General features: G+C 59.5%; 22 protein-coding genes. 16 read left to right on the top strand and 6 right to left on the bottom strand.

Annotated features, from left to right (window positions below; genetic code table 11):
* Positions 1-58 precede the first annotated feature (58 nt).
* The 3 genes from ARCT_RS0105320 to miaB form a co-directional block, all read right to left on the bottom strand.
* Positions 59-364 carry a hypothetical protein gene (locus tag ARCT_RS0105320; RefSeq protein ID WP_027239133.1) on the bottom strand — a complete coding sequence of 102 codons (306 nt, stop codon included), beginning with the start codon at positions 362-364 and terminating at the stop codon, positions 59-61.
* Positions 365-379: 15 nt separating this feature from the next.
* Complete coding sequence (locus ARCT_RS0105315; RefSeq protein WP_027239132.1) at positions 380-946, bottom strand: OmpA family protein; 567 nt, start codon at positions 944-946, stop codon at positions 380-382.
* A gap of 364 nt (positions 947-1,310) precedes the next feature.
* On the bottom strand, positions 1,311-2,633 hold the full coding sequence (gene miaB, locus ARCT_RS0105310) for a tRNA (N6-isopentenyl adenosine(37)-C2)-methylthiotransferase MiaB (RefSeq protein ID WP_027239131.1): 1,323 nt from the start codon (positions 2,631-2,633) through the stop codon (positions 1,311-1,313).
* A 138-nt stretch (positions 2,634-2,771) separates the two neighbouring features.
* Here miaB and ARCT_RS0105305 point away from each other — a divergent pair, with 138 nt between their 5' ends.
* Positions 2,772-3,641, top strand: a complete 870-nt coding sequence (locus ARCT_RS0105305; RefSeq protein ID WP_027239130.1) for a glycosyltransferase family 2 protein — start codon at positions 2,772-2,774, stop codon at positions 3,639-3,641.
* 209 nt (positions 3,642-3,850) lie between these two features.
* On the opposite strand, the gene ARCT_RS0105295 is transcribed toward ARCT_RS0105305, so the two are convergent.
* On the bottom strand, positions 3,851-4,645 hold the full coding sequence (locus ARCT_RS0105295; protein WP_027239128.1) for a phytanoyl-CoA dioxygenase family protein: 795 nt from the start codon (positions 4,643-4,645) through the stop codon (positions 3,851-3,853).
* A gap of 246 nt (positions 4,646-4,891) precedes the next feature.
* On the opposite strand from ARCT_RS0105295, the gene ARCT_RS25485 reads away from it, so the two are divergent.
* On the top strand, positions 4,892-5,824 hold the full coding sequence (locus tag ARCT_RS25485; protein WP_051360555.1) for a LysR family transcriptional regulator: 933 nt from the start codon (positions 4,892-4,894) through the stop codon (positions 5,822-5,824).
* Here ARCT_RS25485 and irr read toward each other — a convergent pair.
* Complete coding sequence (gene irr, locus ARCT_RS0105285; protein WP_027239127.1) at positions 5,802-6,218, bottom strand: Fur family transcriptional regulator Irr; 417 nt, start codon at positions 6,216-6,218, stop codon at positions 5,802-5,804. The two genes, ARCT_RS25485 and irr, sit on opposite strands and share 23 nt — an antisense overlap.
* A gap of 211 nt (positions 6,219-6,429) precedes the next feature.
* Here irr and fabA point away from each other — a divergent pair, with 211 nt between their 5' ends.
* The 4 genes from fabA (at position 6,430) to ARCT_RS0105265 (ending at position 10,092) form a co-directional block, all read left to right on the top strand.
* On the top strand, positions 6,430-6,939 hold the full coding sequence (gene fabA / locus ARCT_RS0105280) for a bifunctional 3-hydroxydecanoyl-ACP dehydratase/trans-2-decenoyl-ACP isomerase (protein ID WP_027239126.1): 510 nt from the start codon (positions 6,430-6,432) through the stop codon (positions 6,937-6,939).
* A gap of 207 nt (positions 6,940-7,146) precedes the next feature.
* On the top strand, positions 7,147-7,941 hold the full coding sequence (locus ARCT_RS0105275; protein ID WP_027239125.1) for a hypothetical protein: 795 nt from the start codon (positions 7,147-7,149) through the stop codon (positions 7,939-7,941).
* 121 nt (positions 7,942-8,062) lie between these two features.
* A complete protein-coding gene (fabB, locus tag ARCT_RS0105270; RefSeq protein WP_027239124.1) occupies positions 8,063-9,292 on the top strand; it encodes a beta-ketoacyl-ACP synthase I in 1,230 nt (409 codons plus the stop codon).
* Positions 9,293-9,300: 8 nt separating this feature from the next.
* Entirely contained in the window at positions 9,301-10,092 is a 792-nt protein-coding gene (locus ARCT_RS0105265; RefSeq protein ID WP_027239123.1) for an enoyl-ACP reductase FabI, read from the top strand.
* Between the two features lie 82 nt (positions 10,093-10,174).
* On the opposite strand, the gene ARCT_RS0105260 is transcribed toward ARCT_RS0105265, so the two are convergent.
* Positions 10,175-10,603, bottom strand: coding sequence for an FKBP-type peptidyl-prolyl cis-trans isomerase (locus ARCT_RS0105260; protein ID WP_027239122.1), 429 nt, complete (start codon positions 10,601-10,603; stop codon positions 10,175-10,177).
* Positions 10,604-10,821: 218 nt separating this feature from the next.
* Here ARCT_RS0105260 and ARCT_RS0105255 point away from each other — a divergent pair, with 218 nt between their 5' ends.
* The 10 genes from ARCT_RS0105255 to ARCT_RS0105210 all read left to right on the top strand — a co-directional run bounded on the left by ARCT_RS0105255 (position 10,822) and on the right by ARCT_RS0105210 (position 20,446).
* Entirely contained in the window at positions 10,822-11,508 is a 687-nt protein-coding gene (locus ARCT_RS0105255; protein ID WP_027239121.1) for a haloacid dehalogenase type II, read from the top strand.
* 15 nt (positions 11,509-11,523) lie between these two features.
* Positions 11,524-12,357, top strand: coding sequence for an alpha/beta fold hydrolase (locus tag ARCT_RS0105250; RefSeq protein ID WP_027239120.1), 834 nt, complete (start codon positions 11,524-11,526; stop codon positions 12,355-12,357).
* A complete protein-coding gene (locus tag ARCT_RS0105245; RefSeq protein ID WP_027239119.1) occupies positions 12,357-13,334 on the top strand; it encodes a threonine ammonia-lyase in 978 nt (325 codons plus the stop codon). The genes ARCT_RS0105250 and ARCT_RS0105245 overlap by 1 nt, the downstream gene beginning before the upstream one ends.
* Positions 13,335-13,370: 36 nt before the next feature.
* A complete protein-coding gene (locus ARCT_RS0105240; protein WP_027239118.1) occupies positions 13,371-14,600 on the top strand; it encodes an endonuclease/exonuclease/phosphatase family protein in 1,230 nt (409 codons plus the stop codon).
* A gap of 137 nt (positions 14,601-14,737) precedes the next feature.
* Entirely contained in the window at positions 14,738-15,529 is a 792-nt protein-coding gene (gene pcaD, locus ARCT_RS0105235; RefSeq protein ID WP_027239117.1) for a 3-oxoadipate enol-lactonase, read from the top strand.
* Positions 15,522-16,232 carry an alpha/beta fold hydrolase gene (locus ARCT_RS0105230; RefSeq protein ID WP_027239116.1) on the top strand — a complete coding sequence of 237 codons (711 nt, stop codon included), beginning with the start codon at positions 15,522-15,524 and terminating at the stop codon, positions 16,230-16,232. The genes pcaD and ARCT_RS0105230 overlap by 8 nt, the downstream gene beginning before the upstream one ends.
* 1 nt (position 16,233) lies before the next feature.
* Positions 16,234-17,601 (top strand): class-II fumarase/aspartase family protein, encoded by a 1,368-nt coding sequence (locus tag ARCT_RS0105225; protein ID WP_027239115.1) that lies wholly within the window; start codon positions 16,234-16,236, stop codon positions 17,599-17,601.
* 80 nt (positions 17,602-17,681) lie between these two features.
* Entirely contained in the window at positions 17,682-18,881 is a 1,200-nt protein-coding gene (locus ARCT_RS0105220; protein WP_027239114.1) for a TCR/Tet family MFS transporter, read from the top strand.
* Positions 18,882-18,961: 80 nt separating this feature from the next.
* Complete coding sequence (locus ARCT_RS0105215) at positions 18,962-20,062, top strand: Zn-dependent alcohol dehydrogenase (protein WP_027239113.1); 1,101 nt, start codon at positions 18,962-18,964, stop codon at positions 20,060-20,062.
* A gap of 15 nt (positions 20,063-20,077) precedes the next feature.
* On the top strand, positions 20,078-20,446 hold the full coding sequence (locus tag ARCT_RS0105210; protein WP_027239112.1) for a hypothetical protein: 369 nt from the start codon (positions 20,078-20,080) through the stop codon (positions 20,444-20,446).
* Position 20,447: the final 1 nt, after the last annotated feature.

Genomic DNA, 20,447 nt, shown 5'->3' with positions numbered 1-20,447 from the left:
CCGCCCCAAAGGGGCGACCATGTCTTTGAACCAAGTGATTTCAGACGGCATCAAAGCCTTAGAGAGAATCCGGGAAGTTAGAGCCATCCTTGAACGGCCCCGTTGCCACATTGCGCGGCAGCGGGCTGTTGCAGACAGGCTTGCCATCGGGGGTGCGCCGCAGATCCGCATAGCCTTCGAGACCGTCATCAATGATCCAATGTTCACAGCCTTCCGGGTCAACCCAGATTCCTGCAGTCATATTCGACAGATGGGTGTTTGACCCATCCCCGGCGTGTTGATCGCGGGTTTTGTCCTCGGTGACTTCACAGGCTGCCACGGCGGTCAGCGCAAGGGACAGCGCGGTTGCTTTGAGTAGGTGCATCTTGATGTCCTTAATTTAGCGCAAGCAATAAATTTCGACGCGACGGTTCTGCGCCATGTTGGAGGCACTGGTATTGGGTACACGTGGGTCACGCTCACCATAGGCGCGAATATCAGCGATCCGCGCACCAACCGATTTGGCAACCCCCGCAACCGCATTTGCGCGGCGCTGTGACAGGCGGATGTTATATTCGTCAGAGGCCCGGCTGTCGGTATGACCGGCAATCACAAAGGAGCGCACGCTGCCCTTGTTGGAGTTGAAGAACTCTTTCAGGCGCGTCTGACCGGCGGCGTTGATATAGTGCTTGTCAGTCGCAAAGAACTGATCCGTCTCCATCACACCACACAGATTGCCACGGCGGCAAACGGGTTTGCCATCAGAGGTCACATGCGGCGTCATATAGCCTTCGGCGCCGTCGTCCATGACCCAGTGCTCACAGCCGTCAGGGTCAACCCAGATGGTCGGAACATAGCGTTCACCAACAATTGTGCGCTGCTGCGCCTGTACCGACCCTATCGACAAGCTCACCGTGGCCACGGCAGCGGCCAACAGGGCGACCATGTTTTTTACATTAAATGTCATCACAACCAGATTTCCTTCACCTAAGTCCCCCCGGGGGTATCGCCCAGAGAAGCTTGCCGCTTAAAATTCCTAACACTCAGGTTATTAGCAACAATCTACACAGCTTTTTCATAAAAACAGCCCCTGCCTTTATAGGCTTTTCGCAAGATTATGCGCTTTCGGGCAACACTCATACCGTTTTGTTTCAATTGTAGCCAAGAGCGCAGCAATTATGACTCACTCTCCAAAATCAAACGCCCGTAAAAATAGTTTTCCCAGTAAAATCAACCAGCAGTCAGCGGCAAAAAGAATCGCTCCCTGCCAGGAAAACCCTCCAGATCACAGGTGCCCGACGCCAGAAGACCGCAAAAAGGCATATGCCCTGCTAGCCGATCAACTCACCCGCCAGCGAATTTGTACGGGAAGAAACGATCCGTACCCGCGCCAGCTCCCCCGCCTGCCGGTTGCAATCCGCAACGTGAACCGCGTGCAAATAGTCTGATTTTCCCAGCATCTGACCCGCCTGACGCCCCGGTTTCTCGAACAAAACGCCAACCTCACGCCCCACCATGCTGTCCTGGATCTCTCGCTGCTGACGCGTCAACAACGCCTGCAACCGCTGCAACCGGTCATCGGCCTCAACCGGATCGACCTGCGGACGCTCGGCGGCGGGGGTTCCGGGACGGGTGGAGTACTTAAAGGAATAGGCGGTGCCGTATTTGACCTCTTCGACCAGATCCAGGGTGGCTTGGAAATCCTCTTCGGTCTCCTCAGGGAAGCCTACGATAAAATCACCCGAGATCAGAATATCCGGCCGCGCCGCGCGGATCCGTTCAATCAAGCGCAGATAGCTCTCAGCGGTATGGCTGCGGTTCATCCGCTTGAGAATTTTGTCAGACCCTGCCTGTACCGGAAGATGCAGATAGGGCATCAGCTTCTTGCAGGTACCATGGGCCTCGATCAGGTCATCCATCATGTCGTTGGGATGGCTGGTGGTAAACCGGATCCGCTCCAGCCCCTCCACCTTGTCCAACTCCCAGATCAGCTGGGCCAGGGTCAGATCACCATTGGCTCCGGCACCGTGATAGGCATTGACGTTCTGCCCCAGCAGGGTGATCTCGCGCACCCCGCGTTCAACCAGATCGCGGGCCTCGGTGAGGATACGATCCGCCGGACGCGAGACCTCGGCGCCACGGGTATAGGGCACAACGCAAAAGGCACAAAATTTGTCACAGCCCTCCTGCACGGTCAAAAACGCCGTCGGACCACGTTTGGACTTGGGGCGGTGCTTCAGTTGCTCAAACTTGTCCTCTTCGGGGAAATCGGTGTCGAGCACCTTCTCCCCTTCACGTGTCTTTGCCTCCATCTCTGGCAAGCGGTGGTAGCTTTGCGGCCCAACCACCAGATCCACCAGCGGTTGGCGACGCATGATCTCCTGCCCCTCAGCCTGGGCCACACAGCCCGCAACCCCAATCTTGAGATCCGGCTTCTGAGCCTTCAGCTTTTTGAACCGCCCCAGTTCCGAGTAGACTTTTTCGGCAGCTTTTTCGCGAATATGGCAGGTGTTCAGCAGGATCATATCTGCCTCATCCGCTGATTTGGTCTCGGTATAGCCCTGCCCGCCCAGCGCTTCGGCCATGCGTTCACTGTCATAGACATTCATCTGACAGCCATAGGTCTTGATAAACAGTTTCTTGGGCGCGGACATATCTGTGGTGCCTTCCAGCAGGGATCGGGAACAACGGCCTGCCTTAACGGCAAATCTCGTGGCTTGCAATGCAGGCGGGATTACCCGATTTTAAGGTCAAATGCCAGAACGGCAGCAAAAGGGCAAAGACACAAGAGCATGATGTATTCGTCGCTGGAAGATTTTCTCAAACAACAAAAGACCCTACTGGTCAAAGGCCCGGTTGCGCTGATCTTTGTCGAAGACGATATCGAAGTGGCCACAACCCTGCGCCATCATCTGCAATCTGGCTTCAGGACCATTGTTGCCCTGATGCCAGATGCCTTTGATCTGCCGCGTGACATCAAATCAAGAATCCACCGCGTCCCCTTTGATTGCAGCGCCCCGGAAAACGTCTTCAAGGCGGTAAATCAAATCATTGGCGCGGCGCAACCGGGATGCTGGCTCTACTATTGCTACAATGCTGAATTCCTGTTTTTCCCCTTCTGCGAAACCAGAACGGTGGCAGAGATGCTGACGTTCCACACCGAAGAGCGGCGCGCGGCAATGCTGACCTATGTGATCGATCTCTATGCCGACGATTTGCAAAAACATCCCAGCGCGGTTTCCCTGGAAACGGCCTTTCTCGACAAGTCAGGCTACTACGCCCAGGCACGTTGGGACGATACGGCCAATGCGCCACGCGAAAGACAGCTGGACTTCTTTGGCGGCGTGCGCTGGCGCCATGAAGAACATATCCCCTGGACCAGCCGCAAGATCGACAGGATTTCCCTGTTCCGGGTCAAGGACGGGCTAACCCTGCAAGACAATCACACCTTCAACGATCAGGAATACAACACCTATGCCTGTCCCTGGCATCACAATCTAACCGCCGCCGTCTGTTCCTTCCGCACCGCCAAAGCGCTCAAGCGCAACCCCGGATCGGATTTTGCCATCGACAGTTTCAAATGGCACAACTCAACCCCCTTTGACTGGCACTCGCGACAATTGCTGGACCTTGGCCTGATGGAACCAGGACAGTGGTTCTAACCCAAACACCCCGCCATGGAACCAGCCGCCATTTCATTTGGCCACAAATATCCCAGGGGTGAATTGCGCCAGCAGGCGCAAGAGGGGGCAGCGCCCCCTCCCCTAACCTTGCAGGCCCAGTCTTGGCAGGCCCAGTCCTCCGGGCCCAGTCCTCCGGGCCCAGTTTTCCAGGCTGATCCCTTCACGGCCCAGGCGCGCGGTCTTAAGGCCTAGCGCTGCAGCAACACCGGAAACCAATCCTCTCGCAACCTTTGCCCCGGCTGCATTTCATGTCCCGGATAGGGGGGCGACGTCGGCCCCGGGCGCTCAACATAGCGCGCATCCTCCCCCACCAGCCGCAATGAGAAGGCCCGTCGACGGGTCTTGCTGGTATTGGCGCGGGCCCCATGCAGAGTTTTGTAATCAAAGGCCACGGCATCGCCAGGCTCCATCTCCCATTCCAGAATGGTCATGCCCTCGGCATCGGGATCAGGCACCGCCATATACTGGCCCTCGTCGGCAAAGAAATCTTCCTGCGAAACCCAACGCGTTGGCAACACTTCCTTCTCCCACCTGTGAGAGCCCGCAACACATCGCAGGGCGGCCTCTTTCACCGGATCCAGCGGCGACCAAAAACTGATGGTTTGGCGACCTTCCACAAAATAATAGGGGCCGTCCTGATGCCAGGGCGTCGCCATCGAGGTCCCCGGCTCTTTCACCAAAACATGGTCATGAAACATCTGCACCCGGTCTGACTGCATCAGGTCTGCAGCAACCTCCGCTACCGGTGAAGATCTGATGGCATCCTCAAAATCCGCAATGCGCCCCCAGTTGCAATAGTCATCAAAAAAGCGCCCGGTCTGACCGGCCTTCTCATTGTTTGACGCATAGGGGCCGGGCTCCGCCATGTTTTGCGCAACGCCTTGGCGCAGCTGGTCGACCTGTCCTTTGAACAGCCCCTTGATCAGAACCGCGCCATCACGCTGGAAATGTTCGATATGGTCTTGAGTGATAAGTGGGTGCATCCTGCGGGTCTCCGTCCAGGTTTTTCAATGTTGTATCAATCCGCCAGCCAGCAGCCAGCCAGCAGCCCGCCAATCAGGCAGCCCGCCAAACAGGCAGCAGACCAAAGCAGCAAGGCAGTCAGTTTCTCGCAATCCTGTCAGGCTTCGGTCTGGCGGCGGTTAGAAAAGATGTATTTTTGCTGCACCGACTGTGCCGCCTTCACGAGTTAGTTTCAAATAATATATTTATAAGATACCCATAATCTGATGCTATATTTAACACTGCGCCACTACGAATACACCTGTGCCGTTGCCCAGCACGGCAGCCTCTCTGCTGCAGCACAGGCCCTGAATGTCAGCCAGCCAGCGCTCTCCACCGCCCTGGCACGGATCGAAGACCACCTGGGTCAGGCGCTGTTTGTGCGAAGACGAGGCACACCTTTGTCGCTCACCCCCCAGGGGCGCGACTTTGCCAAGGCGGCACAGAAACTGCTGCAACAGGCCTCCCGGCTGGAGACCCCAGACGGCGCCAGCCCTGTGGTGCAAAACCTGGTCATAGGCTGTTTCTCTGATCTGGCCCCCTTTGTCCTTGCCCCGGCTCTGCGTGAGTTGCGCCAGGCCTTTCCCGACCTGACCGTGACCACCAAAACTCTTGGCTTTGCACAGCTCATTAGCGGTCTGCTGCAAGGCGAGATTGACCTCGCGGTGACCTATGATCTGGGGTTGGATGCCGGATTTACCCGGCGGGTGATCGACAATCGCGCACCGCTGGCCCTGCTGACACCCGACCATGAGCTGGCGCGCCACAGCAGCCTCTCCCTGGCGCAATTGGCCCGCGAGCCGCTGGTGCTCTCGCAAGAGGGATTGTCCGTGCAGCATATGCTGGCGCTGTTCAAAAGCCTGGGCCTGACACCCCGAATTTCCCACCGCGCCGCCTCATTGGAGGTGCTGCGCAGCCTGGCCGCCAATGGCGAGGGCGTCGGCATCAGCTATAGCGCGCCCCCCATCACCCAAAGCTACGATGGCAAGGCGATTGTGAATATTCCAGTCCGCGACAGCTGCGCCCTGGAGCCGGTGATAATCACCAGCCACGGCGCGCCAAAACTTGATTCGGTACTGGCCCGCGCCCTGGACATCCTGTCAAAAACCCTCCGCCCAGCCCCGCCAGGCGCAGGCCTCAGACCTTCCGCAGACGAATGACCACATCCACCGAGGCAATCTCCATGCCTTCGGGCGCGTCCGGCAGGCGCTGGATCACCAATTGATCAGAGGGCGCATCGGTGACCCGATTGCCATCCTCCCAATAATAATGCGGGTGATCGTGGGTATTGGTGTCAAAATAGCTTTTCGACCCATCCACAGTGATTTCCTGCAGCACCCCTGCTTCACAAAAGGCCCGCAGCGTGTTGTAGACGGTGGCCAGTGAAACGGTGGTGCCTTTGGATTTGGCAGCGTCAAACAGGCTCTCGGCGGTGACGTGACGATGGTTGCCATCGCCCACCAAAAGCTCCGCAAGGGCGAGCCGTTGACGGGTTGGCCGCAGGCCGGCATCAACCAACCAATTTGTTGCCACGTCTTCACTGTTTGGCGTCATGTGCGGATCCTGCATCGCGTTGCTATTGGTGTTTATACTGCGAATGAATTGCATTTTTCAAACAGAATCCCCATTTCCGGTCAACGCCAGTGGCTTGCCCCCTGTGACACCGCGCCCCGCGCCGCATGGCTCACTGCTCTTGCAGGACCCTTAAGCCGGGTGCTACAGGAGGAAAAACACATGAAACACCTCAGGCAGGAGACGCGCCAGCATGGCCGATTACCCCAGCAGCTTTGACAAAGACGATCTGTTGAAATGTGCCCGCGGAGAGCTGTTTGGCCCTGGCAACGCCCAGCTGCCAGCACCGCCAATGTTGATGATGGACCGCATTACCGAGGTCAGCGCCGATGGCGGCGCCCATGGCAAGGGCCATATCGTTGCAGAATTCGATATCAACCCGGAACTGTGGTTCTTTGAATGTCATTTCCCCGGCAACCCGATCATGCCCGGCTGCCTGGGTCTGGATGGGTTGTGGCAGCTCACCGGCTTCAACCTCGGCTGGCGCGGCTGGAAAGGCCGCGGCATGGCGGTTGGCGTTGGTGAGGTCAAACTCACCGGCATGGTCCGCCCCGAGCGCAAGATGCTGACCTATAAGATCGACTTCAAAAAAGCGATCCAGACCCGCCGCCTGACCATGGGTGTCGCCGATGGCATCGTCGAGGCCGATGGCGAGATGATCTATGACGTCAAGGACATGAAGGTCGTTCTGTCCGAAGCTTGAGAAGTCTTGGCCCGCAAGACTTGAAAAGAGGCCATCGGGCCTCTTTTTTTGTTGGTTGCAGCTTCAGGCAAAGAGCAAAGGGGACATCGGCGACGAGAAACTCACTTAGAGTTTGCTTGTAAGTAAACCAAATGCTTTCATAATTTCGCGGCTAATCTACCATGGTCCATTAAAATATCCTGTTTTATTTGCAGAGGATTGCAGAGCATGATCCAGCCCCTTGTACAACGTTTGTTTGTTACACTTGCCATCGCAGCCCTAGCTACATCAGCCCGGTCGGATGATCCTACCGACTTCTCCAGCCTTGCCGACCGCTACACGATCTATGACGGGCAAAAATCAGGTTTGCGACATTGGGGACGAGCAATCAGGCCGGAACTGGTTGGCGAAGTCCCAAGCGACCTGGCGCTCTATGGCGTATCTCTAATCCAAGTTCTATCCATGCTGGCTGACGAAGAGGTTGAGATGGTTGGCGAAGCGGATACCTGGTTTGCCGCGAAATCCGCCATAGACCGACAGTCGAACTTTGTCATCGCCTTCGAAGAACTGCAATTGGGCCAAGTTGAACCAACTTTCCGATTCAAAGCAACGGACCTGGCAGTGGACGCGAATGATGCGAGCAGTGAAGTTATTGGCATACTCGATTCTGGGTTGCTCCCAGTGGGGCCAGGTTGCTTCGGTCAGTGGTTCGAACACAAAGAGAACGTTGTATCAGCAGTCGCACTAGTGGTCGACTTGGGAGCGGAAAAGCTGGCCCGCAGGGCCTGCCTTGAATTCGGAGTCATTTCTGCGTTGGGAGTTTTTCCCGAGTCTACACCTTATGGCTCAGCAGGCATCGGGCGATCCCTTGCCCCGGAGCCATTTTATGACACGAGTGAAGTCTTTTTCCTAACGCAGCTTTCAGCGTATTGCAGGAATGCCCTAATGGATTCATCGGTCGATTGTGCCAGAAAAATGATCGACAGAGTTTATGTGGGCAGAACCGGCTCTAGCTCCAATTAGAAGTCTGTCCTCAAATCGTACTAGTATCAGCATCCCGCTCAAGCCTTCTCCCACACCATGCCATCTTGCACCTCCGCCCTGCAATGCATACTAAGACATAAGCAATTAAGGGAGTGCACGTATGCGTCGTGTCGTCGTCACCGGTCTGGGGATCGTCTCCTCCATCGGAAACAACACCGAAGAAGTCATCGCTTCACTGAAGTCGGGGAAATCTGGCATCGTCGCCAGCCCGGAAATGACCGAGCATGGCTTTCGCAGTCAGGTTGCCGGTACGCTGAAGATCGACATCAAGGAACATGTCGACAAGCGCGCCCTGCGTTTCATGGGGCCAGGTGCCGCCTATGCCCATATCGCCATGAGCCAGGCCATTGCCGATGCGGGCCTCACCGAGGATCAGATCGTCAATGAGCGCACCGGTCTGGTGGCTGGTTCCGGTGGGCCCTCCACCTCTGCCATGTTGGCGGCGCATCAGGTGGTTGCCAAAACCGGCGCCACCAAGCGCATCGGGCCCTTTGCGGTGCCTAAGTGCATGTCCTCGACCATTTCGGCCAACCTGTCGACAGCCTTCAAGATCAAGGGCATCAACTATTCCATCACCTCGGCCTGCTCGACCTCGCTGCACTGCATCGGCAATGCGGCAGAACAGATCATGATGGGCAAGCAGGACGTGATGTTTGCCGGTGGCGGCGAAGAGCTGGACTGGACCCTGTCCTGTCTGTTTGATGCCATGGGCGCGATGTCCTCCAAGAAAAACGACGACCCAACCGCGGCCAGCCGCGCCTTTGATCAGGACCGCGACGGTTTTGTCATTTCAGGCGGTGGTGGCATTGTGGTGCTGGAAGATCTCGACCACGCGCTGGCGCGCGGCGCCAAGATCTACGCCGAAGTGGTGGGCTATGCGGCCACCTCCGATGGCCACGATATGGTTGCCCCCTCTGGCGAAGGTGGCGAACGTGCCATGCGTCTGGCGCTGTCGACCCTGCCCGAAGGCCGCAAGGTCAGCTATATCAACGCCCATGGCACATCGACCCCCGTTGGTGACGTTGGCGAAGTCGAGGCCGTGCGCCGGGTCTTTGGCGAAGGCCAGACCCCACCGATCTCTTCGACCAAATCCCTGACCGGCCACGCCCAGGGCGCGGCGGGCGCATTGGAGGCCATTTTCTGCCTGTTGATGCTGGATGACGATTTCATCACCCCATCGATCAATGTGGACACCCTGGCCGAGGGCATCCTGCCCGGCGAGATCGCCACTGATCTTGTCGAAAATGCGGGCCTCGACTGTGTCATGACCAACAGCTTTGGCTTTGGCGGCACCAATGGGTCGATGATTTTGAGCAAGTACAAAGGATAACACTCACAATGTCTGGAATTTTGACGGGCAAGCGCGGCTTGATCATGGGTGTTGCCAATGAGCGCTCCATCGCCTGGGGTATTGCCAAGGCCATGTCCGAAGCCGGGGCCGAGCTGGCCTTTACCTACCAGGGGGAGGCCTTTGGCAAACGCCTGGCTCCTTTGGCTGAAAGCGTCGGCAGTGATTTTATGGTCGACGTAGACGTGACCGATGACGCCTCGCTGGACACCGCCTTTGAACAATTGGGCAGCCGCTGGGACAGTATTGATTTTATCGTCCACGCCATTGCCTATTCGGACAAGTCTGAACTGACAGGGCGTATTCTGGATACCAGCCGGGCGAATTTCAAAAACTCGATGGATATCTCGGCCTATTCGCTGATCGAAGTGGCGCGCCGGGCGCATCCCTTCATGAAAGACAATGGTGGCACCGTCCTGACGCTGACCTATGGTGGCTCGAACCGGGTAACGCCAAATTACAATGTCATGGGCGTGGCCAAGGCCGCTCTGGAAAGCGCCACGCGCTATCTGGCCAATGACCTTGGTCCCGAAGGCATCCGTGTCAATGCAATCTCACCCGGCCCGATGAAGACCCTGGCCGGGGCCGCCATTGGTGGCGCCCGCAAGACCTACAAGCACACCGAACAGAACGCCCCCATGCGGTCTAACGCAACGCTTGAGGCCGTGGGCGGTACTGCTGTTTACCTGGCTTCGGATGCTGGCGCCTGCACCACAGGGGAAATCATCCACGTCGATGGCGGCTTCCATGTTTTGGGCATGCCACAGCAAGAGCATCTGTAAATCCGGCAGCCCCGCTGCTGATGAGACATAAAAAGGGCGCCTGGGAGGGCGCCCTTTTGCTTTGGACCGTTCGGAGGCGGCCTTAGCCGATCGAGACCAGCTCGATATCAAAGGTCAGATCCTTGCCCGCCAGCGGATGGTTGGCATCCAGCGTCACGGTGGCTTCGGTGACCTCGACAACGGTCACCGGCAATACATGGCCTTCGGGGCTTTGCATCTGCAGCTGCGTGCCCAGCTCCAGCGGGATGCCGTCAGGGATGCCCTCGCGCGGGATCGCCTGGCGGGCCTCGGGGTTCAGCGGGCCATAGGCCTCGTCCGCAGGAATTTCGAGCCGTTTTTTATCGCCGACACGCATGCCTGGCAGACCGGCATCCATGCCTGCAATCACCTGACCAGAGCCCACAGTGAACTCCAGCGGATCCCGCCCTTCGGAGCTGTCAAAGACGGACCCATCCGCCAGAGTGCCCGTATAGTGAATGCGCACGGTATCGCCGTTCTTTACCTCGGTCATGTGACCTCCAGTCTATCTACAAGTTTCAGTGGCCGGCACCCTACAGTCCTCAGGTACGATGTAAAGCCGATGGTTTTACCGCTCAGGAACAGGACCTGCGCCAAAACTGCGCGCTGTTTGGGCCTGGCAGTCTTTGAGACCCCCAATTGTATCCATCACAACTTCGCGCTTTGCACCCAGCCCAAGGCCGTGACAGGATGGCCCAAAGGGAGAATGCAATGCCGATCACCACCTGTGTTTTTGACGCCTATGGCACCTTATTTGACGTCGCAGCCGCAGCCCGCCAGGCTGCCGCCGAGCCTGAGTTTCCACATTTGCAGGACAGCTGGGCAGAGCTCGCCAACCATTGGCGATTGAAGCAGCTGCAATACTCCTGGCTGCGCGCCATAACAGATGCCCATTGCGGATTTTGGCAGGTCACTCAGGACGGGCTTGACTGGGCGCTCGAGGCGACCAGCCTTGCCGGGGATCCCAAACTGCGCAAACGCCTGCTGGATCTCTATTGGGAGCTTCAGGCCTACCCCGAGGTTCCGGCGATGCTGGCCGCTTTGAAAAAGGCAGGGATGAACACCGCGATCCTGTCCAACGGGTCCCCCGACATGTTGGATGGGGCGGTGCAATCCGCCGGCATCCAATCGCTTCTGGATGATGTGCTCTCAGTGGAAAGCGTCGGTATCTTCAAACCGGACGCGCGGGTCTATGACCTGGTGGGGCAGCGGTTTGGCTGCCAGAAGGACGAGGTGCTCTTTGTCTCCTCCAATGGCTGGGACGCTGCCAGCGCGGCGGGCTACGGCTTTACCACCGCCTGGGTCAATCGCGCAGCTGAGCCCATGGACCGACTGCCCTGGTCTGCCCAACATGTGCTGAGCGACCTGACCTCCATCCCCGATCTGGCCGCCAAATAACCGAGGTTTCGCTGTATGAGTTTTTTCACCACAAGCGATGGTCTTTCGTTATTTTATGAGGAAACCGGCACCCCAACCGGCACGCCACTGATCTGCCTGGCAGGCCTTACACGGGACAGCCGGGATTTTCGCTATTTCGCACCCCACGCCCAACAGTATCGGCTGATCACGCTGGATGCGCGGGGACGCGGCCAGTCGGACCCTGATCCGGATTTCCAGAACTACAACGTCCCGCGCGAAGCCCGGGATGTGCTGGAGCTGATGGACCATCTGTCGCTGCCAAAGGCAGCACTGCTTGGCACCTCACGCGGGGGAATGGTCGCCATGATGCTGGCTGCCAGTGCCAAATCACGGCTCATGGCTGTGATCCTCAACGACGTTGGTCCGGTCATCCCGGAAGACGGAATTGCCCGGATCATGATGTATGTGGGCCGTCGCCCCGCCGCCAAGACCCATGCCCAGGCCGCCGAGACCCTTGCCGCCTTGATGGCGCCTGCCTTTGGCGATGTGCCCGCCCGGCGCTGGCGCGAAGAGGTAGAGACATTCTACGATGCCACCGATGGAGGCTTGCAGCTGCGGTATGATCCCCGGATCCGCGACGCGCTGCTGACCCAGGCCGAGGCAGGCCCGCTGCCGGATCTCTGGCCGCTGTTCATTGCGCTTGACGGGCTGCCCTGTGGCATCATTCGGGGCGCCAATTCAGACGTCTTGAGTCACGAAACCTACTTGGAAATGCAGCGCCGCCTGCCGCAGATCCAGGCTGTGGAGCTTGCCAATCGCGGCCATGTTCCTTTCCTGGATGAACCACTATCCCTTTCCCTTATTCAATCCGTTCTGGAGCACATTTGATGTCATCCTTTGACAGGATCCAAGCCGCCGCCAAAAGGCTGCAGGGTCATGCCCGCGTCACACCTCTGCTCAGCTCGCCGTTTCTGGATGAAATCGCCGGACGCCGGGTTCTGGTCAAAGCCGAATGCCTGCAACATACCGGATCCTTTAAGTTTCGCGGCGGCTGGGCGGCAATCTCAGCCCTCACGGAGGCTGATCGTGCGCGGGGTGTTCTGGCCTATTCCAGCGGCAACCACGCGCAGGGTGTTGCCGCCGCAGCCAAGGCCCACGGGGTAGCCGCCGTTATCCTGATGCCAGCCGATGCACCCAGCCTGAAAATCAAAAACACCCGCGCGCTGGGGGCCGATGTGGTGCTGTATGACCGCGCCGCCGGAGAGGACCGCAGCGCCATTGGCCAGACACTCGCCCAGGAGCGCGGCCTCACCCTGATCAAACCCTATGACGAGCCAGAGGTCATCGCCGGCCAGGGCACTATTGGCTTGGAAATCGCCAGTCAGGCCAAAGCCGAGGGTGTCACAGCGGCGAATGTGCTGGTTTGTTGCGGTGGTGGCGGTCTCACCAGTGGCGTGGCGCTGGCGCTGGAAGCAACTGCGCCGGGGCTGCAGGTGCGCCCGGTTGAGCCCCAGGGGTTTGATGACGTCGCGCGGTCATTGCAAAGCGGAGACATCCAAAGCAACGCTGAGGTATCCGGTTCGATCTGCGACGCTATCCTCACCCCCGCCCCCGGCGCTTTGACCTTTCCAATTCTGCAGCGGCTCTGTGGTCCTGGCCTTGTGGTCACCGAAGAGGAAGCCCTGCGCGCCATGGCGATGGCCTTTTTGCGGTTAAAGATCGTGATCGAACCCGGTGGCGCCGTTGCCCTGGCCGCCGCCTTGTTTCACCCGGACGAGATCACAGGCGAGGCGGTGATTGCCGTGGCTACTGGCGGTAATGTGGATGCGGAGCTGTTCTGCCAGGCGCTCAGCCGCTATGCTTGACCACATGAGGGCGCTATCCATCTGACGGAGTTTGCCATGAGCCGGTTCACCATCGCATCTTTCAACGTCAAAAATCTGATTGGGCAGGACAAGGAATACTACCGCTTCCAAAGCTACACCCCCGAGGAATACGCTTGGAAGTCGGACTGGATGGCCGATCAGATCCTGACATTGGATGCCGATATTGTTGGCTTCCAGGAGATTTTTGAAGAAGAGGCCCTGCGAGAGGTGATTGCCGAGGCCGATGCCCGTGGCATCCAGGCCAATGCCGCCACGGTCCCGGACCGCTCGAAACGCTATCATCGCAAGGCCATTTTTCGCAAATTGGCCTATGGTCCCTACGGCGATACAGGCCTCGCCTTTGCGGCCAATGTCAATGACACCGGCCAACCGGGCCAGCGTCGCCCCGGTCTGGCGATCCTGTCGCGCTTTGGCTTTGTTGGCACGCCCGAGGTGATCCAGGAGCTGGAGCCGCCGCTGGATATCCCGATGTCCCACCTCGGCGGCGAGGAAGAGGCCGGCTATTACACCCTGCGCTGCCTGTCACGCCCGATCCTCAAGGCGCGAATTCCTATCAATGGGCAGGTTGTTACCGTCTTTAACTGCCACCTGAAATCCAAACTGGGCGAATTCATCACCCCGCCTGGTGCGGCACAGGCTCCGGAAACCGTGCTGACCGCCTATGACCCGGCAGGCCGTGCCCTGGGCGCGCTGCGCTCGGCCCTGCGTCGCATGGGCGAAGCCTGGGTTTTGCGCCGGGCCATTCTGGATGAGCTGGAACAGGACCGCCCGGTGATGGTTCTTGGCGATTTCAACGATGGTGAACATGCGGTCAGCAGCGAGATCATCTCGGGCGAGGTGCCCTTTCGCAATTACGCCTGGATGCTGCGCCATGATGCCAAACACGGCAATGACCGCTACAGCCGATCTGAGAATGACCAAATTCAAGAAGCGGTGGACAAGGTGCGCCTGCGCTCCGCCGAAAAGGTCTTTCTCAAACGCTCGCTCAGGGATGTGGTCTATACCACTGCCTTTGGGGGCGTACATGAAAGCATCGATCAGATTTATATGTCGCGCCACTTTGATCCCAGCTGGTCAGGCGCCAGGGGGCAGATGCTTTATTACAGTGTGTTCAACGACCACCTGACTGATGGCAGCCACCCCGAGGCGCCCTATAACAAGCTCGCCTCGGACCATGGTCAGATCATGGCGCATATGGAACTGCGCGAGGGGCCCGACACCGACGATCCTTCCACAGGTCAATAACAGCGCCCCGCCCCCTGCCGCAGGCTTGGCACGCGGCAGGCTTGGCCCGCAGCAGGGGCGGCACGCGGCAAAGCTGGGCTTTACCCCGGCCCCGCCTCTCCGGTAAATAGCAGTCAGCCCCTACCGGAGAATACCGCATGCAAATCGCAGACCTCGGTGATGTTCAGCTTCATTACCGCATTGACGGCGCCCCCGACGGCGCGCCCATCGTTTTTGCCAATTCACTTGGCACCGACCTGCGTGTCTGGGACGCGGTGGTGGAACGTCTGCCTGCGGGGCTGAAAGTGATCCGCTATGACAAACGCGGCCATGGGCTGTCGTCCTGTCCCCCTGCCCCCTACTCCATGGGGGCATTGGTGCGCGATGCCGAGCGCCTGCTGGATCATCTGCAGGTCCGCGACTGCGTCTTTGTCGGGCTGTCCATTGGCGGCATGATCGCCCAGGGGTTGGCGGTCAAACGTCTGGACATGGTGCGCGCGCTGGTCTTGTCAAACACCGCCGCCAAGATCGGCACCGCCGAGATGTGGCAGGAGCGGGTCAATGCGGTCACCGAACAGGGCATCGAGCCTTTGGCCGACAATGTGATGGAGCGCTGGTTTGCCCGCGACTTCCGCGCCACGCCAGAATTACAGCTTTGGCGCAACATGCTGGTGCAACAATCGCAGGCTGGCTATGCCGGCTGCTGCGCCGCCATTGCCGGCACCGATTTTTATACTCCAACCAGCGGGTTGCGTCTGCCCTGTCTGGGCCTTGCCGGGTCCGAGGATGGCGCCACGCCGCCGGATCTGGTGCGCGAAACCGTCGATCTTATTCCCGGCAGCCAGTTTCACCTGATCCGCCGCGCCGGTCATATTCCCTGCGTCGAACAGCCAGATGAATATACCAGCCGCCTGACGCAATTCTTACGGGAGACCGGGCACATTGGCTGATTTTCTTCTGATCCACGGATCCTGCCACGGCGCCTGGTGCTGGCGCGACGTGATCCCCGCCCTTGAGGCCCGGGGCCATAGCGCCCGTGCCATCACCCTGCCCGGTCATGACGATGGGCGCGACCCTGCAACCGTAACCCTGAAGGAAACAGCCGAGGCCATCGTTGCGGCGAGTACTCCCGAGACGATAGTTCTGGGTCATTCCTGGGCCGGGTATCCAATCACTGCTGCAGCTGAGATCGCGCCAAAGGCGATGCGCGGTTTGATTTACCTCTGCGCCTATGTGCCCGTCTGCGGCCAGTCGCTGATCGACATGCGCAAGGCAGGACCACGTCAGACCATTGGCACAGCCGCGATCAAACACCCAGATGGCGCCAGCTACACGATTGATCTGGCGGAGGCCCCGCGCCTGTTTTACCAGGACTGCCCCGCCGAGGCCGTGGCCTATGCGCTGCCCCGGCTCTGTGCCCAGCCGATCCTGCCCCAGGAGACGCCGCTGGAGCTGACGGATGCCTGGAAGAATACGCCCAAGGCCTATATTCGCTGCACCAACGACCAAACCATCCCGCCCGAGTATCAGGCGCAGATGGTCGCGGATTGGCCGCGCAACACCGTACACGAGATGCAGTGCTCTCATTCGCCCTTTTTTGCCGACCCAGAGGGCCTGGCAGAGCTCATCGGGCATATCGCAAAGGATATCTGAAATGGCGGGATCCGTCTTTGACAGCCAGATCTATGGCGACCTCTTTACCTCTGGTGATGTGGGGCGCCTGTTTACCGATACGGCCGAGGCCCGCGCCATGTTGCTGGTCGAGGGCGCGCTGGCCCGGGCCCAGGGCGCAGCCGGGGTGATCCCGCAAGACAGCGCCGCAGCCATTGGCCGCGCCGTCATGGAGGTCGCCATGGATCCCGGCACCCTGCGCAAGCCCACAGGGCAAAACGGCGTGCCCGTGCCGGGCCTGGTGGCCGCCTTTCGCACCGAGATGAACGCGCCGGAACACGCGCAATATGTGCACTGGGGAGCCACCTCGCAGGACATCATGGACAGCGCCCTGATGCTGCGGCTGCGCCAGGCGCTGGCGCTGATCGAGGATGATCTGAAACTGGCGCTGGAAGCCCTGGCCAAGCTGGCCCAGACCCATGCCAGCCTGCCGATGGCCGCGCGCACCTATGGTCAACATGCCACCCCAACCAGCTTTGGCGCGGTTGTCGCCACCTGGGGGATGCCGCTGCTGGCTCTGATCGATGAGTTGGCAGAGCTGCGCCGTAACTGCCTGCTGGTCTCGCTTTCCGGCGCGGCCGGCACCTCGGGCGCATTGGGGCCAAAGGCTGGTGAGATCCGCGCCGAGATGGCCAAGGCTCTGGGGCTGAATGACCCCGAAGCCAGTTGGCACACAGATCGGACATCCGTTTTGCGGCTGATGGACTGGATGGTGCGGGTCAATCTGGCGCTGGGGAAACTGGGCGAAGACTGTATCGCCCTGGTGCAAACCGGCATTGGGGAAATCACGCTGGGCGGGGCCGGAGCCTCCTCGACCATGCCGCAGAAACAGAACCCGGTCGCGCCCTCTGCCCTGGTTGCCCTGGCGCGCCAAGGCACCGGGCTGCTGTCGATCCTGCACGGCAGCGCCCTGCATCAGCATCAGCGCGATGGTGCCGCCTGGTTCAGCGAATGGCTGTGCCTGCCGCAGATCGTTCTGGGCGCTGCCAGCGCCGCCCGGACCGCCCGCGATCTCTGCACCGGGATAACGCCCAATGCAGATGCCATGAGCACGGCCCTGTCCTCTGGTCTGGACATGATCCACGCCGAGACGCTGAGCTTTGCTCTGGCCGCTGAAATGCCGCGACCAGATGCGCAGGCCGTGGTCAAAACCCTGTGCCGCGAAGCCGGTGTCAGCGGCACGCCCCTGCGCGCGCTGGTGGGACGTGATTTTCCACAGCTCGACGTGGAGGCGCTGTTCGATCCGGTCGCGCAGCTCGGTGCCGCCCCGACGGAAGCCTTGCGTTTCAGCAAAAAAGTCGCGGAACTGGCCAGCAACCAAAACGAGTCACAAGATGGCGCTCATGCATAGGCTCTGCAGCTGACCTGCATCTGACATGGACCCAACCTGGGCGCCCTCTCCCGATCTCCCTGCCAGTGAAGACACCCCTGATGCGCCTGCCTTTGCTCTTTGTGATGACCACCGTGATGATCGACGCCATGGGCGTCGGGCTGATCATGCCGATCATGCCCAATCTGCTGCTGGAGGTACAGGGCGGCAGCCTGGCCGAGGCGGCACTTTGGGGCAGCGTCCTGAGTACCGTTTTTGCAGTGATGCAATTCCTGTTCAGCCCGGTGCTTGGATCCCTGTCGGATGCATTGGGACGACGACCTGTGCTGCTTGTCTCGCTCTTTGTGATGATGCTGGACTATCTGGTGATGGCGGTGGCCGGATCGCTGTGGCTGTTGATGGTGGGGCGTATCATTGGCGGCATCACCGCTGCCACCCATGCCACTGCCGGCGCCTATATCGCTGATATTTCCAAACCCACCGAGAAAGCCGCCAATTTTGGCTTGCTGGGCGCCGCCTTTGGCGCCGGCTTTGTGCTGGGGCCGCTGACCGGCGGGCTGCTGGGAGAGCTGGGAACCCGCGCGCCGTTCTACGCTGCGGCCGGGCTGGCCGGGCTGAACTTTGCCCTGGGCTGGTTTGTCATGCGCGAGACCGTCACTGATACGACCCGCCGCGCCTTTGACTGGCGTCGAGCCAACCCGCTGGGGGCCTTTCGCGCCATCGCCCGCATTCCCGGCATCACCGGGCTGCTTTGGGTCTATTTCCTCTACTCGGTGGCGATCTATGTCTACCCCGCAATCTGGTCCTATTTCACCGCAGAACAATTTGGCTGGCAGCCACGGATGATTGGGATATCGCTAGCGATCTATGGAATCTGCATGGCCTTGGTGCAGGGCGGATTGCTGCGCTACATGGTGCGCTGGTTTGGGGAGCGCCGCACGGTGTTGTGGGGGCAGTTTTTTGACTTTGTCGCCTTTGGCGTGCTTGCGGTGATCAGCAGCGGCCCCCTGGCGCTGGCTCTGATTCCGATCTCGGCCATCGGCGCGGTGGTACAACCTGCCTTGCAGGGGCTGATGTCACGCGCGGTGGATGACACTCAGCAAGGCGAACTGCAGGGTGTGATGACAGCTGTACACGCGCTGTCGATGATTGTCTCACCGATGATGATGGCATCGACCTTTGCCTTCTTTTCTCACAAAGAAACCGCCTATTACCTGCCCGGAGCCCCCTTTCTCCTCGCCCTTGTTCTGATGGCCATTGGCGCCCTGGTCTTCCTGCGCAGCCGGTCTTCCGTGACGTAAATCCACATGGGCGTGGCCGTTTAGTCTTGCGATGGCTCTGCGCCCGGGTCACCGTGCCTCCAACCAGCAAGGAGAACACCATGCAAACCATCAAAGCCGCCGTCTGCCATAGCCATGGGGAACCCCTGGTCATCGAAGACATTCAACTGGCAGCGCCACGCATGGGCGAGGTCGAAGTCACCTTGGATGCGGTCGCGATCTGCCACAGCGATATTTCCTGGGCCGAAGGCGCCTGGGGCGGGTTTCTGCCTGCGGTCTATGGTCACGAAGCCGCTGGCGTAGTCACGGCCCTTGGTGATGGAGTCAGCGGTTTTCGCGAAGGCGACAGCGTGGTGGTCACCCTGATCCATTCTTGCGGCAGCTGCCCCAACTGCGCCAGCGGCAAACCAACGCTCTGCCAAACGCCCTATGATGCCATCAAGGACGGCCCGCTGCAGACCGCTGATGGCGGTCCCTTGATGCAGGCGATGACCTGTGGTGCCTTTGCCGAAAAAGTGGTGGTGGATCAGCGCCAAATCGTGAAAATCCCTGATGACCTGAACAAAGAGGCGGCCTCGCTGATTTCTTGCGGGGTGATCACCGGGGTGGGGGCTGCGGTCAATGCCGCCGGGCTGCGCGCCGGACAAGATGTGGTTGTGATCGGCGCCGGCGGTGTCGGCCTGAACGCCATTCAGGGCGCTCGCATTGCCGGGGCACGCCGCATCGTGGCGGTTGATATGACCGAGGAAAAACTGGAGATCGCCAAGGAATTCGGCGCCACCGATGGTGTGCTTGGCAGCCTGAAATCCCCCTGGAAAGCCGCCTTCAAGGCGCTTGGCGGCAAAGGCGCCGACGTGGTGCTGGTCACCGTGGGGGCGATCCCCGCCTATGAACAGGCGCTGCGCTATCTGGGCTATGGCGGCAAGGCCGTGATCATCGGCATGCCGCACTCCGGTGCAAAGGCGGAATACGAACCCGTCATCATGGCTGCGGTCGGGCATGGCCTTATTGGCTCCAAAATGGGCGATGTGGTCATTCAGCGCGATATTCCCTGGATGGTCGATCTGTACCAGCAGGGGCGGCTGAAACTGGACGAGCTGATTTCCGGGCGCTGGAGCCTGGATCAAATCAACGAGGCCATCGCCGACACCAAGACAGGCAGCGCCAGACGCAATGTGATTGTGTTTAACCGGGATACCTAAGACGGAGCGTGCCTGGTGCTGAATTTCCTGCTCGACTTGTTCAAACCAAAGCCCGCTGCGGCCCCGCCGATCACCTCAGAGGCTTCGATGAATTTCGACGCTTCTGAGGTCGGCCCCTTTTTGACCAGGCTGACAGAAAACCCGCGCTTTGCCCTGCCCGCGAATTTGGACGTGGCCATCACAGGCGCCTTGCCTGAGATTATGGAGGGTGACACCCGCCGTTGGCGCATTGATGGTGATTTTGACGGCGCTCCCATGCAGCTTGAGATCGAGATCTTCATGGATGATATCAGCGCCCCTGACATTGATTTTTTCAGCTCTTCACAGGTCATTGCGGAGATAGAAAAAGAAATGAACCGGCTCGACGTCTGGGATGAGGAATAGT

Origin of the sequence: Pseudophaeobacter arcticus DSM 23566, assembly GCF_000473205.1 — a bacterium.
Lineage (GTDB): Bacteria > Pseudomonadota > Alphaproteobacteria > Rhodobacterales > Rhodobacteraceae > Pseudophaeobacter > Pseudophaeobacter arcticus.
This window is presented reverse-complemented; position numbering and strand designations above follow the sequence as displayed.

Bases quoted from the DNA above. Each gene is read 5' to 3' on its own strand.
- ARCT_RS0105320 (WP_027239133.1), bottom strand. From the start codon at position 364: ATGCACCTACTCAAAGCAACCGCGCTGTCCCTTGCGCTGACCGCCGTG.
- ARCT_RS0105315 (WP_027239132.1), bottom strand. From the start codon at position 946: ATGACATTTAATGTAAAAAACATGGTCGCCCTGTTGGCCGCTGCCGTG.
- miaB (WP_027239131.1), bottom strand. From the start codon at position 2,633: ATGTCCGCGCCCAAGAAACTGTTTATCAAGACCTATGGCTGTCAGATG.
- ARCT_RS0105305 (WP_027239130.1), top strand. From the start codon at position 2,772: ATGATGTATTCGTCGCTGGAAGATTTTCTCAAACAACAAAAGACCCTA.
- ARCT_RS0105295 (WP_027239128.1), bottom strand. From the start codon at position 4,645: ATGCACCCACTTATCACTCAAGACCATATCGAACATTTCCAGCGTGAT.
- ARCT_RS25485 (WP_051360555.1), top strand. From the start codon at position 4,892: ATGCTATATTTAACACTGCGCCACTACGAATACACCTGTGCCGTTGCC.
- irr (WP_027239127.1), bottom strand. From the start codon at position 6,218: ATGACGCCAAACAGTGAAGACGTGGCAACAAATTGGTTGGTTGATGCC.
- fabA (WP_027239126.1), top strand. From the start codon at position 6,430: ATGGCCGATTACCCCAGCAGCTTTGACAAAGACGATCTGTTGAAATGT.
- ARCT_RS0105275 (WP_027239125.1), top strand. From the start codon at position 7,147: ATGATCCAGCCCCTTGTACAACGTTTGTTTGTTACACTTGCCATCGCA.
- fabB (WP_027239124.1), top strand. From the start codon at position 8,063: ATGCGTCGTGTCGTCGTCACCGGTCTGGGGATCGTCTCCTCCATCGGA.
- ARCT_RS0105265 (WP_027239123.1), top strand. From the start codon at position 9,301: ATGTCTGGAATTTTGACGGGCAAGCGCGGCTTGATCATGGGTGTTGCC.
- ARCT_RS0105260 (WP_027239122.1), bottom strand. From the start codon at position 10,603: ATGACCGAGGTAAAGAACGGCGATACCGTGCGCATTCACTATACGGGC.
- ARCT_RS0105255 (WP_027239121.1), top strand. From the start codon at position 10,822: ATGCCGATCACCACCTGTGTTTTTGACGCCTATGGCACCTTATTTGAC.
- ARCT_RS0105250 (WP_027239120.1), top strand. From the start codon at position 11,524: ATGAGTTTTTTCACCACAAGCGATGGTCTTTCGTTATTTTATGAGGAA.
- ARCT_RS0105245 (WP_027239119.1), top strand. From the start codon at position 12,357: ATGTCATCCTTTGACAGGATCCAAGCCGCCGCCAAAAGGCTGCAGGGT.
- ARCT_RS0105240 (WP_027239118.1), top strand. From the start codon at position 13,371: ATGAGCCGGTTCACCATCGCATCTTTCAACGTCAAAAATCTGATTGGG.
- pcaD (WP_027239117.1), top strand. From the start codon at position 14,738: ATGCAAATCGCAGACCTCGGTGATGTTCAGCTTCATTACCGCATTGAC.
- ARCT_RS0105225 (WP_027239115.1), top strand. From the start codon at position 16,234: ATGGCGGGATCCGTCTTTGACAGCCAGATCTATGGCGACCTCTTTACC.
- ARCT_RS0105220 (WP_027239114.1), top strand. From the start codon at position 17,682: ATGCGCCTGCCTTTGCTCTTTGTGATGACCACCGTGATGATCGACGCC.
- ARCT_RS0105215 (WP_027239113.1), top strand. From the start codon at position 18,962: ATGCAAACCATCAAAGCCGCCGTCTGCCATAGCCATGGGGAACCCCTG.